Source organism: Spirulina sp. CS-785/01 (assembly GCF_028330525.1).
In the GTDB taxonomy this organism is placed as follows: Bacteria; Cyanobacteriota; Cyanobacteriia; order Cyanobacteriales; family Spirulinaceae; genus JAQMSD01.
The window spans coordinates 97,375-110,656 of record NZ_JAQMSD010000148.1 but is presented as its reverse complement, the minus strand read 5'-3'; the positions used below and the strand labels follow the sequence as shown (position 1 = coordinate 110,656).

At 46.8% G+C, this 13,282-nt stretch carries 14 protein-coding genes and 1 pseudogene; 12 read left to right on the top strand and 3 right to left on the bottom strand.

The annotated features are described in order from the left end of the window. The first annotated feature begins 39 nt into the window (after positions 1–39). The gene (locus PN462_RS09935) at positions 40–432 is read left to right on the top strand and encodes a KGK domain-containing protein (RefSeq protein WP_272127996.1); all 393 of its coding nucleotides are present in this window, start codon (positions 40–42) and stop codon (positions 430–432) included. A 571-nt stretch (positions 433–1,003) separates the two neighbouring features. Here the strand turns inward: PN462_RS09935 and PN462_RS09930 are convergent. Continuing rightward, positions 1,004–2,503: an Ig-like domain-containing protein gene (locus tag PN462_RS09930; protein ID WP_272127995.1), complete on the bottom strand. Its 1,500-nt coding sequence runs from the start codon at positions 2,501–2,503 to the stop codon at positions 1,004–1,006. 82 nt (positions 2,504–2,585) lie between these two features. Then, the gene (locus PN462_RS09925) at positions 2,586–3,386 is read right to left on the bottom strand and encodes a TIGR03943 family putative permease subunit (protein WP_272127994.1); all 801 of its coding nucleotides are present in this window, start codon (positions 3,384–3,386) and stop codon (positions 2,586–2,588) included. A gap of 180 nt (positions 3,387–3,566) precedes the next feature. On the opposite strand from PN462_RS09925, the gene PN462_RS09920 reads away from it, so the two are divergent. Next, the gene (locus tag PN462_RS09920; protein ID WP_272127993.1) at positions 3,567–3,701 is read left to right on the top strand and encodes a DNA cytosine methyltransferase; all 135 of its coding nucleotides are present in this window, start codon (positions 3,567–3,569) and stop codon (positions 3,699–3,701) included. A gap of 194 nt (positions 3,702–3,895) precedes the next feature. After that, a pseudogene (locus PN462_RS23500) lies at positions 3,896–4,165 on the top strand (DNA cytosine methyltransferase); the annotation flags it as partial. Here the strand turns inward: PN462_RS23500 and PN462_RS09915 are convergent. Continuing rightward, complete coding sequence (locus tag PN462_RS09915; protein WP_443029132.1) at positions 4,101–4,793, bottom strand: diacylglycerol/polyprenol kinase family protein; 693 nt, start codon at positions 4,791–4,793, stop codon at positions 4,101–4,103. The pseudogene PN462_RS23500 and the gene PN462_RS09915 sit on opposite strands and share 65 nt — an antisense overlap. 101 nt (positions 4,794–4,894) lie before the next feature. Here PN462_RS09915 and yidD point away from each other — a divergent pair, with 101 nt between their 5' ends. The 9 genes from yidD (at position 4,895) to PN462_RS09870 (ending at position 13,259) form a co-directional block, all read left to right on the top strand. Beyond that, a complete protein-coding gene (yidD, locus tag PN462_RS09910; protein WP_272127991.1) occupies positions 4,895–5,134 on the top strand; it encodes a membrane protein insertion efficiency factor YidD in 240 nt (79 codons plus the stop codon). Positions 5,135–5,162: 28 nt separating this feature from the next. Continuing rightward, complete coding sequence (locus tag PN462_RS09905) at positions 5,163–5,870, top strand: M15 family metallopeptidase (protein WP_272127990.1); 708 nt, start codon at positions 5,163–5,165, stop codon at positions 5,868–5,870. Positions 5,871–6,098: 228 nt separating this feature from the next. Beyond that, positions 6,099–6,509 carry a DUF3110 domain-containing protein gene (locus PN462_RS09900; protein ID WP_272127989.1) on the top strand — a complete coding sequence of 137 codons (411 nt, stop codon included), beginning with the start codon at positions 6,099–6,101 and terminating at the stop codon, positions 6,507–6,509. Positions 6,510–6,547: 38 nt separating this feature from the next. Continuing rightward, the gene (murQ, locus tag PN462_RS09895) at positions 6,548–7,462 is read left to right on the top strand and encodes an N-acetylmuramic acid 6-phosphate etherase (RefSeq protein WP_272127988.1); all 915 of its coding nucleotides are present in this window, start codon (positions 6,548–6,550) and stop codon (positions 7,460–7,462) included. A gap of 6 nt (positions 7,463–7,468) precedes the next feature. Then, a complete protein-coding gene (locus tag PN462_RS09890; RefSeq protein WP_272127987.1) occupies positions 7,469–8,968 on the top strand; it encodes a site-2 protease family protein in 1,500 nt (499 codons plus the stop codon). Positions 8,969–9,131: 163 nt separating this feature from the next. Beyond that, complete coding sequence (locus tag PN462_RS09885) at positions 9,132–9,917, top strand: DUF502 domain-containing protein (protein WP_272127986.1); 786 nt, start codon at positions 9,132–9,134, stop codon at positions 9,915–9,917. A gap of 115 nt (positions 9,918–10,032) precedes the next feature. Then, positions 10,033–10,680, top strand: a complete 648-nt coding sequence (nusB, locus tag PN462_RS09880; RefSeq protein WP_272127985.1) for a transcription antitermination factor NusB — start codon at positions 10,033–10,035, stop codon at positions 10,678–10,680. Between the two features lie 117 nt (positions 10,681–10,797). Continuing rightward, complete coding sequence (locus PN462_RS09875; protein ID WP_272128042.1) at positions 10,798–11,793, top strand: adenylate/guanylate cyclase domain-containing protein; 996 nt, start codon at positions 10,798–10,800, stop codon at positions 11,791–11,793. Between the two features lie 80 nt (positions 11,794–11,873). Further along, the gene (locus PN462_RS09870; RefSeq protein WP_272127984.1) at positions 11,874–13,259 is read left to right on the top strand and encodes an alkaline phosphatase family protein; all 1,386 of its coding nucleotides are present in this window, start codon (positions 11,874–11,876) and stop codon (positions 13,257–13,259) included. Positions 13,260–13,282 lie beyond the last annotated feature (23 nt).

Below are 13,282 nucleotides of genomic sequence, written 5' to 3'. Positions count from 1 at the left end.
CAATGGTAAATTCTTTAAAAAAGAACTCAAAAACATGGAATGTCTAATCAATATCGAACGGTTAACTCTGAAGCAATAATTATTACACGAACCCATGAGTCGGCAAAAGATAGAAACCACAATGCTTACTGGTTCTGGCAGCTAGAGTCAGAACTTTCAGCAACTTATCAAGCTGATGAAGTTATTGAAGCAATGAAAAATCATATAAAACACAGTGTACGTAATCAAAAAAGTGCAATTAATTTTCTAGAAGAGGGAATTGACTGTAAAATTTTAACCGATGACGGAAAAGGATGGCAAAAAGGAAAATGCCGAGCTAAGTTTTCCATCGAATTTTACCCTGATGAAGAAGAAAATCAACCAAGTTCACGACCAAACTCAAATGAACCGAATTCTCCTCTAGACGATATCCGAAATAGTCCTAATTCTTAACCAATAGAAAATAAGTAGTAGGTTGGGTGAAGCGACAGCGTAACCCAACAAAACAATAGGTGAAATAACGTTGGGTTTCCTTCGTCTATCCAACCTATGAAAATATTTAAAATACGTTGGGTGAACATTCCCTCAAACGCTCTATTTCCAAAACTCCTCCACCCACTCCTATTTGATAATCCTAAATTATCAAAACCAAATTAAACAATCAGATATCAGTATAAAATCCCCAAATTTACAAAAATTAACTCAAAAAAATGGCAACGAGGCCACGGCGTTTGCTAGCATAAAGGCCCCTTGACAAAAAATTAAAATCCAAAGGGGTATTATATCCAATTTTCTAAAATACCCCCCAAACTCCCATGCTATCGTCAAGTCACTCCCCACAACCCCCTTAATTGAAGACAGTCGATGACCTATTTTTCGGGGAGTCGATTTGACAAAATGCACATTTTATGCAGTAAACTCTCCTGTAACAGATCATCAGTAGTAGTAGTAACCCAACCCAACAAAATGATAGCTTGGGTTACTTAACCCGTTTTTAACAGGTTTAACCCCCCAAAATGTAGTTTTAGGGTATCCACTGGGGAGAAAACCCCACAAAGGGGAGTTCTTCTAGTTCTGGGGGTTGTCCTTCATTCTCCGACAGGAGTTGATCTGGGGGGATTAATAACCATAATTGACCACTTGCGATCGCTTCTCCTGCATTGGTTTTTAAAGTATGTTCTTCCTCCGCATCAGGATCAGTGGTAATTTGGTCAAACAATAACCCCAACCCATCCGGGGCCAAACTAATATGAATATCCTGATAATCCGGTAACGTAATTAAAGGAATTTCCTCTTTTTCCTCTAAATCAATAATCGCAATATACGGTTGTTCCACATACTCCACATCCTCAATTAAATTCGTCAGCAAACAGTACAATTGCTCTCCCCCCGGAGCAAACTCACAACTAATCACCGATCCTTGAGTATCTAAAATCAACTCTTTCCCCCCTTGATTATTTACTAAATAGAGAGAACGAGTATAAAGTTTATCAGGATTATTCTTATTAAAATCCACCATAACTGCCGAACTTCCATCAGGGGAAAACGTTAACACCATTCCAAACTGGGCTAAAAACTCCAACGGTTCAGCCCCCGGTTCAAGGGATAACAGGGCAATTCCTTCCCCTTGGGTACTGGCAATAGTTTGACTATCTGGCGCAATTTTAAACACCCCTCCAGGTTGATTTTCTAACGGTTTAGCCTTGCCATTATTCTGAATAATCCATAACCCTAAATCCTGTGGATCATCTCGATTTACCCGTTGAACAACAATCGTTTTCCCATCTTCTGACAAATCAAACTTTAAATTGCGATACTCCTCATTATCTAACACCAACTCCACTCTGCCCGGAACAGCTTCCGAATCCGTTTTTTGCCCATCTCGCTTCGATAACCCCGTACTCACCTTATAGAGTTTCTGCTCTAAAACCCCATCTTTGGTTTGTTGCCTTTCCGTCGCACTAAATAAAATAGATTCTCCCCCCGCATAGGGTTCAAACTCCGTCACAATTAAATCATTCGGGGTGAGAATTTTCTTCTCTTGTTGTGTTAAATTATACAGCACCAAACGTCCCCGTTCCTCTCGTTCTAAGCCAATATAACCAAAAATCCGATCCGGGGTTCTAAACGCTCCCGTAAAAGGAATAATGGTATCTCCCTCCCTTTGTCCTTGAAAATTCTCTTTCGCTCCCGTCAACTCCAAGGTATAACTATTCCCATAAGGGGCTGGATCATTCAACGTATAAGCCATTCGTCGTCCAATCCAGCTAATTTTACCAGGTAAAGGATTGTCAACATCGGGCTGATCGGTGAGCTTAATTTTTAAATTTTCTTCCACCGTATCCCGATCCATAGGACGGCTAAACTCGAGGAGAAATGCCCGATCTTTCGCATTAATCGTTTGATTCTTCCAAGTGAATCCCCGTACCCTCGGTCCCGTAGGGATTAAACAGCGATTTTCACTGCAAAAATCCCCCCCTAATAAAACGAGGAGAATCATTACCATTAACGTGAAAACCACCATAATGGACGTTCGATCAATCGGGTAAAGGGGAAAAGATAATTTACTGAGTTTCATGGTGTGAGAGCAGGAGTGAACAATTGAATTAAAACGCATAGGGATCATCCGGGGTGGGAATTTTCTTAATATCCGTCGCTTGAATGACTAAACGACGTTCCCCATCTAAACTCGCGGTCATCATTTCCCCTTGCACCTCTAACCAAGTATCTTGGGGGAACTGATCTCGCGTGGACGGTAACAACACCGGAAACCCCACCGGAGACGCATCCACCGCACAACAAGTAATCACAAAACGGGCTAAAAATAAATAATCTTCCGGTAAATTGGGGAGATGAATCACAAACCCCGTCACATCCACCGGAAGTTCACTATACGCATCCGGTTCAGGATAAGCATTCAACGTCCGCACCCATTCCACCAAATTCCGTTCTTCCGGTTTCACATCGGTGTAAAAGGTTTGGGTTTCCACTTGCGTCACCGGGAGAGACTCTCGGACTCCCCGTTGTAGGGCCACTTCACTGGTGAGGACTCTGGGGGGGATAATAAAGGCCAAAATAGCCACTAGAGTTAATAACCCCGTCCCAAACCCAGGGGGGAAAAGGGTGATATGTTGACCTTGGGGGAGTTGAATTTGTTTATTTTGCAGGAGATGGCCTAGACGCATCCCACTCATGGCCAAAAAGACCAGTCCCGCCGCCAGAACTAAATTAAAATAGTTGGGATGGATTAAAAGCCGTAATTCCCCGGTGAAACGATAGCGGATAAATAGGGTCCCCCAGAGAAACAGGGCCAACACATCCAACCAAGGGATGATCTGCTGTTGGTAAAATGCCCCAATGCGGGCAGTTTTTTCATTTTGGGGGATGAGTTGACGGAGTTTGTTCATGGTGGGGGAGGGGTGAGGGTGGTGTTAAAGTTTCTATTATAGGCAATGGGCGATCGGTTTAACAATTTCAAGGCTTAATTATAAGTTAAACGGCCTGACCAGTCTATTTTGAAATAGCTTAATTAAATCTTATTCTAAGATTGTAATATAGAAAAGAATCCCCAAAACATTTATATAACTATGAGTCGAGTTATCAAATTTATTGATTTATTTGCAGGACTAGGAGGAAGGCGAATTGGGTTAGAAAATGCTGGTCATCAACAAGGAATCAAAACTTGTTGTGTATTGACTTCTGAGATCAAACTAAAGATTTAGTTGAGGTCAAAAATGCAGATGGAAAATTAGTCAAAAAGCGTCAACCCCGCACTGATCTTCCCAAAGGATATAATATTGTTGTCGGAAAATTGAGTTTTGAGATCAACAAAATTTTACACCCTAATGAAATTACACCTACCTTACTGGCCACTGATATGAATCGTTGAGCAGTCGTCGATGGAGATGGATTACGAAATCTAACGATTCGGGAAGGGTTAAGACTCTTTGGGTTTCCGGAAGATTATCAGATTAATTATTCTCCTGACATTGCTTTTGACTTATTAGGAAATAGTGTTGTAATTCCGGTGATTGAAAAAATTGCGGAACGATTAATTACAGCAACTCCAGTAGTTACACCTGATTCTAAGTATTTAAAGTTACAATCTTTGTCCAGTATGGTTATGATCCCAAGAATACCTGACAGAAATAAAAAGCTAAAAGCGCACTACCTAACGGTACAGTAAGATTATCAATACCGAGGAGAGAAAAGGCTTCGAGAAACGTGGCTATTGCACCGACTACCACAGCAATTCCCACCACTGACAAACTCAACCCATACACTCCCCATAAAACTAACAATACCACCAACCCACTCACCAAAAACATTGTCCCCGATCCTTCCCAACTTTTTTTATTCCTCCCCAACTGATACTTATGTCGGCCCCAATGTTGGCCCACCACCGCAGCAAGGCCATCCCCCCAGGCCATCACCAAAATGCCAATCACTGCAAACTGAGGTAACTCCACCGGGAAAAACCACCCTGTCAACACCCCAATACTTACCGCATAGAAAAACGTCCCTAAACTTTGACGGCCTACACTGTTAATACTGGGCAAAATTGGTACAAAATAAGATAATAAAGCCACTAGGGCTGCCACAATTGACGCATCCACGGCCACCCAACTGGGAATATTCAATCCCCAGGCTAACAGTAAAACATTCCCGGACCCAATATGGACAATTTTGCGGGTTAACTCCGGTTCAGTTTTAAAAAAACGGCCTGCCCCTTCTGCAATAATTAATAAAAGCCCTAAATAGGCCGCCACCATTCCTGCTTGGATTTGGGATGAGGAGAGAGAGAGGACGGCCATTACCTGGATAGGAATTTCAATATTCACCGGATTTCCTTGTAACTGAGAAAACGAGCAACTAGGCTTACAATAACATTATCAATGATTGATCCCAGAAATCTATGAAACGCATTTTAATGGGGTTGATTCGCGCTTATCAACGCTTGATTTCCCCTTTATTTCCCCCCACTTGTCGCTTTCATCCCACTTGTTCCCAGTATGCCCTAGATGCGATCGCGCGATTTGGGATCATTCGAGGCAGTGGGTTAGCCTTATGGCGTATTTTACGCTGTCATCCCTTCAGTGCAGGTGGATATGATCCCGTGCCACCCATTCCCGAAAAACGGCACAATAAGAACTAAAGCTATAAAATTTCCCAATATATAAGCTATGAAACCCTATCACACGATTCCCATTCAAGAAAACCATGAACCCCTAGTCGAAATTCCCCTAGAAAAGTTTTCCCTCGAATCCCCCCATCCCTACGCTAAACTGGGGGCAGATTATGAGGGTCATTCGCCCTACTTCCTCCGGCAAAGCGTTTTAGACGCTCTCCTCAAGGCTCAAGAGGACCTGCAACAAGAGCATTTTGGCTGGAAAATCCATTTATTTGATGCCTTCCGTCCCCTTTCTGTGCAACAGTTTATGGTGGACTATAGCTTTCATTCCCTGCTAAAACAGCATAATCTCAACGAGGCCGACTTATCCCCCACCCAACGGGAAAAACTCTGGGAAGAAGTGCAGCAATTTTGGGCTATTCCGACGAGTGATCCCACTACTCCTCCTCCCCATAGTACCGGGGCTGCTGTCGATGTCACCTTGCTGGATGAAACCGGACAGTTGGTGGATATGGGGGGAGAAATTGACGAACTTTCCGAGCGATCGCACCCCGATCACTACAAAGACGCTCAAACCGCCCCAGAAGCCTTTTATCACCAAAATCGACAAATTTTATCAAACGTCATGAAAACCGCCGGATTTCGCCAACATCCCTACGAATGGTGGCACTTTTCCCTAGGGGATCAACTCTGGGCTTGGTTAGAACGAGAAGCTGGACAGGAGGATTGTGTAGCCCGGTATGGGAAGGTAGTTAGTTGATAGGGGAGTTGGGAGTCGGGAGTCGGGAGTTGGGAGTCAGGAGTCGGGAGTCGGGAGATGGGGGAGATGGGGGAGAACAAAGAACCAACTGTTCCTTGTTTACTGTTCCCTGTTCCCTGTTTACTGTTTACTGGTTACTGTTCCCTGTTCCCTATTCACAAACAACAACCAACCCCCAAATCCGATATCCTGAAAACAGAAGATAAAATAAAAATTTAATTGGCGAGTATGCTTGCACCGAAACGAGTTTTTGTTCTCTTAATCAATGCGGGGACCGCCAATGAAGGCATTCACTCCCTGCAAATTGGCGATCGCAATAAAGTCTTGATGTTCGAGTCAGAAGACGACGCGACTCGTTACGCCCTCATGTTGGAAGCCCAAGACTTTCCTGCCCCCTCCGTTGAGGGATTCCCAGCCGAAGAAATTGAAGAATTCTGTCAAGAGGCCGGCTACGAAGCGGAATTAGTCTCGACTGGAGAACTCACCCTTCCCCCGGAAAGTAACGTCGAAGAACCCCTTTGGAATGGTGAAGAAGGCAGTTCTCCCCCCGCTTCCCCCTCCCCAGAGTCCACGGAAAACGCCGATCTCTCAGAAGATGAACTCGAAGCGAAACGCCGTTGGCTAGAAGGGTTATTATAGTAAGTTCGAGGCGTATGTTCCGGTGATTAACCGACAATATGATCAATATAGACTCTAGAGGGCATTTGCTCACTGAGCAGATTAATCCCCATAGCCAAACCCTTGATCAACTCAATAGCGTCGAGTTGGTCGAACTCTTTAACCAAGAAGATCAGCAAACGTTAGCGGCCATCGCAGAAGCGAAAACCGCCCTAGCTCAAGCCATTGAGATTACCAGTTCTTCCCTCCGACGGGGAGGACGGTTATTCTACGTAGGGGCCGGGACCAGTGGACGGTTAGGGGTACTCGATGCGGCGGAATGTCCCCCCACCTTCTGTACTCCCCCGGAATTAGTCCAAGCGATTATTGCCGGGGGAGAAGCGGCTTTAGTGCGCAGTTCCGAAGGATTAGAAGACCGCGTGGACGACGGGGCCCAAGCCATCCGCGATCGCGCCATTTCCCAAGAAGATGTCGTCGTTGGCATCACAGCCGGAGGCACAACCCCCTATGTTCACGGGGCCTTAGCCGAAGCCCGCGATCGCGGGGCCATGACCATCTTTATCGCCTGTGTTCCCGCCTCCCAAGTCCCCGTAGATGTAGATGTGGATATTCGCTTAATCGTCGGCCCAGAAATTTTAGCGGGATCAACCCGTCTCAAAGCCGGAACGGCCACCAAAATGGCCTTAAATATCCTTTCTACCGGAGTAATGGTCAAACTGGGGAAAGTGTATGGCAACCGGATGATTGATGTGGCCGTCACCAACAGTAAATTGCGCGATCGCGCCCTCCGCATCCTCCAAGACTTAACCCAACTCAGTCGAGATGCCGCCGACACCCTCCTCAAACACAGTGGGAAACGAGTCAAACTCGCCCTCCTCATGCACTGGGGTGGCGTTTCCCAAGAACAAGGGGAAGAACTCCTCACCAACCATCGAGGCAACCTGAGAACCGCCCTGCAAACCCTTGAACGTTAACCCCCTATGTTAAACAACTCACCCGCCTTCCCAACCATTGCCCTTGTCCTAGTCGCCCTCGGTTTCCTCCTGTGGGGGTACAATCGAGCCAGACCCTACGGCAAATTAGGACTCCTCGCCTGGCTACAGTCAGTCATCCTCATAACCCCCTGGTTACTCTTTTTTGGCCTTCTCTCCCTAGGGATTTATATTAGTCTCATCGGCATGATCCTCCTCTTAGTCGTGTCCTCCGGCCTCTATATTTTCCTCGGCAACCGTCTCCGCCAAGCCGGACAAGAAGAAATGTTACGGGAACAAGCCGCCCAACGCTTGGCCCAACAACAGGACGACGAACCCAAAACCGCCCCCGACACCGCCCAAACCAGCAACACCGACCCCGATGTCATCCCCATTCCCAACGAAGACCTAGAGCAAATTAAAGGCATCTTCGGCATCGACACCTTCTTTACCACCGAAACTATCTCCTACCAAGAAGGCGCGATTTTTAAAGGGAACTTACGCGGCGACCCGGAAACCGTTCACCAAAAACTCTCCACCCAACTCCAAACGAAACTAGGCGACAAATACCGTTTATTCCTCGTAGAGAGTCCCGAAAACCGTCCCGTCGTCATCGTTCTCCCCAGTAGTAACGACCCGAAACCCTCCACCTTAGCCCAAAAAAACCTCGCCCTCGTTCTCCTCGTGGCCACCATCGCCACCAGTATCGAAGCCGCCGCCATGCTGCTAGGGTTTGACTGGTTTAGCAACCTAGGCCGCTATGCCGAACCCCTCCCCATTGCAGCCGGACTCTGGCTCATTTTAGCCGCCCATGAGGGAGGTCATTGGTGGTACGCCAACCGCTACAATGTCCGCCTCAGTTTCCCCTATCTCATCCCCAGTTGGCAAATTGGGTCCTTTGGGGCTATCACTCGCTTTGAGTCCTTATTACCCCATCGAACCGCCTTATTTGACATAGCCATTGCAGGACCCGCCCTCAGTGGTCTAGTCTCCCTCCTCCTCCTCATACTCGGCCTCCTCCTCTCCCACTCCGGCAGTCTCTTTCAACTTCCCACCGAATTTTTCCAAAGTTCCATCCTCGTTGGCACTATGGCCAAAGTCATCCTCGGCTCATCCCTAGAGGATAAAATCGTGGATATTCACCCCTTAACTACCATAGGCTGGTTAGGCTTAGTGATCACCGCCTTAAACCTCATGCCCGCCGGACAACTCGACGGAGGCCGCATTATTCAAGCCATCTACGGTCGCAAAATCGCCCGTCGCACCACCGTCGCCACCCTCGTTGTCCTCGGCATCATCGCCATCTTCAACCCCTCCAACCCCATCCCCCTCTACTGGGGCATTTTAATCCTCTTTTTACAACGAGACCTAGAACGCCCCAGTCTCAACGAGTTAACCGAACCCGATGACACCAGGGCCGCATTAGGACTCTTGGCCTTATTCCTCATGTTAGCCACCCTCATCCCCCTCAACCCCAGTTTAGCTGGGCAATTGGGAATTGGGGGGTAATGGGTCATGGGTAGTGAGTCAATAGAAAAAAACTCAAAATTTGTTAAGATATGATGAAGACTAAGATGAAGGATTTTGACAGAACTTGAGCCACTCAAGGGCAAAAACTGGCAATTTTTCTTCACCATTATTTATCTCAGTTGTCAAGGAGAAGCAGCAATCGGTGCTCCAACGGTTTAAGCAAGACCTGAAAAACGACTTAATCGCAGGGTTGTTAGTTGTTATTCCTTTAGCAACAACCATCTGGTTGACCTTTACTATTGCGCGGTGGGTGATCAGTTTTCTAACGGAAATTCCTAAACAACTGAACCCGTTTCCTGGCCTGCATCCCATTTTAGTGAACCTCATTAACCTATCGGTTGGGTTTGCCGTCCCCCTAATTTTTATCTTGTTAATCGGGTTAATGGCCCGTAATATTGTGGGGCGTTGGTTGCTAGAAGTGGGGGAACGTATTCTACAGGGGATCCCCCTCGCCGGGTCAATTTATAAAACCCTCAAGCAAATTTTAGAAACCCTCCTACAAGACTCCAAAAGCAAATTTCGCCGAGTGGTGATGCTGGAATATCCCAGACGAGGAGTTTGGAGTTTAGGGTTTGTAACGGGACAATTAACGGCCCCTTTACAGGCACATTTATCTGAACCGATGCTGAGTGTTTTTATTCCCACCACTCCTAACCCTACATCGGGTTGGTATGCAATTGTTCCAGAAACAGAAGTTATTAATTTAGCAATTTCTATTGAGGATGCGTTTAAGGTGTTAATTTCCGGAGGAATTGTCAGTCCTAAAACCATTTCTCCCCCAGACCCCCGTCCCTCCCAATCCACATCTGTTCCCATTAACCTAACTAAGTCAGGGCCAACATACGAACCCGTCTCTGTCGAAGGAGAACACCCCGAAGTCCAGCCCGAACCCCGTCAAACCCTATCTATTGAAATTGAAGAAGGGTAGATAGTGGAGAATGGAGAATGGAGAATGGAGAATGGAGAATGGAGAATGGAGAATGGAGAGTGGATAATTTTAAAGTTGTCCAAAGAACCAATTACTAATTACCAATTACCAAATTATGCCTTCTCGCCAAAAACCGCGTCGGGTTGCCCGTGAATTAGCCTTACTGGGGTTAAGTCAGATTAGTGGAAACCCGGAAAAACTCAAAGAACAGACCCTCCATGACTTAGTATTAGCCGCCATTCGCACCTTAGCGGCGGAAGTGCGAGAAGCCTTAGAAACCGCAGGAACAGAGGTTTCACGGGGGAGCGATCGCTTAATTAGCAGTGAATTTCGCACCAGTGATCTGGCCAGTTCTCGCGCTTTCTTAAAAGAAGGATTGGAAATGACCCAAACCGCCATCAACCGTCTTGGGGCCGCCATTGACTTTCCCGAACTCATCCACCTGTCCACAGAACCGAAAGTGCGGGAATATGCCCTAGAATTAATCGGAACCGTGAAACGGCGACAGAAAGAGATTCAGGGAATGTTAGAAGCGGCCCTAGTCGATTGGCAATGGCAACGAGTCCCCCTCATTGACCGGAATATTCTGGCCGTAGCCGTCGCCGAAATCTTTTTCTTAGATATTCCCGATAAAGTCGCCATTAACGAGGCCGTAGAATTAGCCAAACGCTACTCCGATGACGAAGGAGTGCGGTTTATTAACGGAGTCCTGCGACGAGTCTTAACCCAAAATCCCTCCCAACCTGAAAAAACAGAAGTTTGAGCTTGACCATCTCTTGGCCTGCTGCTTACCCCCCTTTAACGGGATTTTTCAGTTTGCATTTAACATAGAAAGCGAATGATGTACTGTTGACTTGCTCCCCCTTAGAAATTTCCCGTGATGAATTCGGGACTCACCCCCTATTTAATTTTGCGAACCCTCCACGGCAATCGTTACCTTCCCCTCGTCGGAAGTAATAATTGGACTATGGGCCGCAGTGACGATAATAACTTCGTGATACCCGATCGCTGGATATCACGAAATCATGCCATGCTGCAATGTACCGAGTCCGGCAAGTTTTACCTCATCGACTTAGGAAGTCGCAACGGCACATTTGTCAATGGCCGTCGGGTGAGTGTCCCCACCACCCTGCGAGACTCAGACCGCATCACCTTCGGACAAACAGAATTAATTTTTCGCTATCCGAATAAAGACCCAAAATCCTCCGACTCCGGACAAGATCATCAGGAAACCCCAACCGCCGCCCTCCATGTCCGTCGCTTAATGTCCGTGATGGTCGTGGATATTCGGAACTTTACCATTATTGCCCGCACCCTCAACGATAAAATGCTCTCAGAAATGATTGGCGGTTGGTTTCAGCAAGCAGGACATATTATTCGAGAGTCCGGGAGTTGGGTGGATAAATATATCGGAGATGCAGTGATGGCCATTTGGTTTCATGGAGAGGATAGCATTGCCAAAGAAGAAGTAGTGCAAATTTTCCAGGCCATTAGTGATTTGAATAAAATGAGTTATGATTTAGGGTCTCGGTATCCCCTCCCCTTTGAATTACACATTGGGGCCGGGATTAACACCGGATATGCCATGGTCGGGAATACCGGAACGAGCGATCGCCCCGATTATACCGCCATTGGAGACACCGTAAACACCGCCTTTCGCCTCGAATCTTGTACCAAACAAATTAAACGCGATGTGGCCCTAGGAGAGACGACCTACAACTATTTATCAGAAATCCCCAAAGTCCAAGAACGCTTCGAGCAACATATTGTCCATCTCAAAGGTTATGAAGACCCCACCATCACCTATGCCACCAGCTTTGAAGACTTAGATAACTTCCTCTTAGATAAATTATTGTGGGATAATCGCGTCTTGTGAGACCCCAATTTTGGGAAATAGCGGAGATAGGGGAACACCAAGAACCAAGAACCAAGAACCAAGAACTAAGAACCAAAAATATGCCTCCTAAATTAATTATCATTGGTTTAGACTGCGCCGAACCCTCCCTGCTGTTTGACCGTTGGCGAGAAGACTTGCCCAACCTCTCCAAATTAATGCAGCAAGGGACCTACGGAACATTAGACAGTTGTATCCCAGCCATTACCGTCCCCGCATGGAATTGTATGATGAGTGGCCGAGACCCCGGAGAATTAGGGATTTATGGGTTTCGTAATCGCATCGATCGCAGTTATGAGAAAATGGCCATTGCCAACGGCAGCTTCGTCAAAGTTCCCCGACTCTGGAATATCTTAGGCGATGCAGGCTGGAAAGTCGCCGTTTTAGGCGTTCCAGGAACCTATCCCCCCCAACTGGTCAACGGGGTCTTAGTCTCCAGTTTCCTCACCCCCAACACCGACGCAGACTTTACCCACCCCCTCGGTTTAAAAGCCGCCATTACCAACATTTTTGACCGTTATCTCTTTGATGTCCCCAACTTCCGTTCCCTCGACAAAAAGCGCATCCTAGGGGACATCTATCAACTCTGTAACCAAACCTTCAGTCTTGCGGCCTATCTCCTCGACGAATATCAACCCGACCTCCTCACCTTCGTAGAAATGGGAGTTGACCGCCTACATCACGCCCTCTGGAAACACATGGACAGTCGCCACCCCCTCCATGTCCCCGACTCCCCCTTTCAAAATGCCATTTATGACTATTATCGCCATATCGACAACTGCATTGGGCAATTGCTGAACTATTGCGGCGAAGATACAACCGTCTTAGTCGTATCAGACCACGGAGGACAACCCTTAATGGGAGGCTTTTGCCTCAACCAGTGGCTTTATGAAAACGGATATTTAGCCCTGAAAACCCCCCCCACCTCTCCCCAGTCCCTAGAAAACGCAGCAGTGGACTGGACTCAAACCAAAGTTTGGGGGGCCGGAGGATATTATGGACGCATTTTCATGAACGTCCAAGGGAGAGAACCCCAAGGTATTATTCCCTTAATAGACTACGAAAAAGAACGCAATGCCCTAGCCGAACGCTTAGAATCTCTCACAGACCCCCATGGCCAACCATTAGGAGTCAAAGCATTTAAACCCCAACAAATTTATCGTCGCGTTCGCGGTATTGCCCCCGACTTAATTGTTTATTTTCAAGACATGGCCTGGCGTTCCGTCGGGACAGTAGGGGTGTCGTCTCTTTATACCCAAGAAAATGATACCGGCCCCGATGATGCCAACCATGCCCCCCAAGGATTAATGATATTTACTGACCCCAAAAACCCAGGCAGAGGGAAACGCCTAGAAGGGGCAACATTGTACGATATTTTACCCACCTTGTTAAATCGTTATGGGGTAGAGTCTCCGAGAGGGTTACGGGGGAAAGTATTGGACATTTAATGGAGAAGGGATTTACTTGCTTT

Bases quoted from the DNA above. Each gene is read 5' to 3' on its own strand.
- PN462_RS09935 (WP_272127996.1), top strand. From the start codon at position 40: ATGTCTAATCAATATCGAACGGTTAACTCTGAAGCAATAATTATTACA.
- murQ (WP_272127988.1), top strand. From the start codon at position 6,548: ATGATCAATATAGACTCTAGAGGGCATTTGCTCACTGAGCAGATTAAT.
- nusB (WP_272127985.1), top strand. From the start codon at position 10,033: ATGCCTTCTCGCCAAAAACCGCGTCGGGTTGCCCGTGAATTAGCCTTA.
- PN462_RS09875 (WP_272128042.1), top strand. From the start codon at position 10,798: ATGAATTCGGGACTCACCCCCTATTTAATTTTGCGAACCCTCCACGGC.
- PN462_RS09925 (WP_272127994.1), bottom strand. From the start codon at position 3,386: ATGAACAAACTCCGTCAACTCATCCCCCAAAATGAAAAAACTGCCCGC.
- PN462_RS09890 (WP_272127987.1), top strand. From the start codon at position 7,469: ATGTTAAACAACTCACCCGCCTTCCCAACCATTGCCCTTGTCCTAGTC.
- PN462_RS09870 (WP_272127984.1), top strand. From the start codon at position 11,874: ATGCCTCCTAAATTAATTATCATTGGTTTAGACTGCGCCGAACCCTCC.
- PN462_RS09920 (WP_272127993.1), top strand. From the start codon at position 3,567: ATGAGTCGAGTTATCAAATTTATTGATTTATTTGCAGGACTAGGAGGA.
- PN462_RS09900 (WP_272127989.1), top strand. From the start codon at position 6,099: ATGCTTGCACCGAAACGAGTTTTTGTTCTCTTAATCAATGCGGGGACC.
- PN462_RS09930 (WP_272127995.1), bottom strand. From the start codon at position 2,503: ATGGTGGTTTTCACGTTAATGGTAATGATTCTCCTCGTTTTATTAGGG.
- PN462_RS09915 (WP_443029132.1), bottom strand. From the start codon at position 4,793: ATGGCCGTCCTCTCTCTCTCCTCATCCCAAATCCAAGCAGGAATGGTG.
- yidD (WP_272127991.1), top strand. From the start codon at position 4,895: ATGAAACGCATTTTAATGGGGTTGATTCGCGCTTATCAACGCTTGATT.
- PN462_RS09905 (WP_272127990.1), top strand. From the start codon at position 5,163: ATGAAACCCTATCACACGATTCCCATTCAAGAAAACCATGAACCCCTA.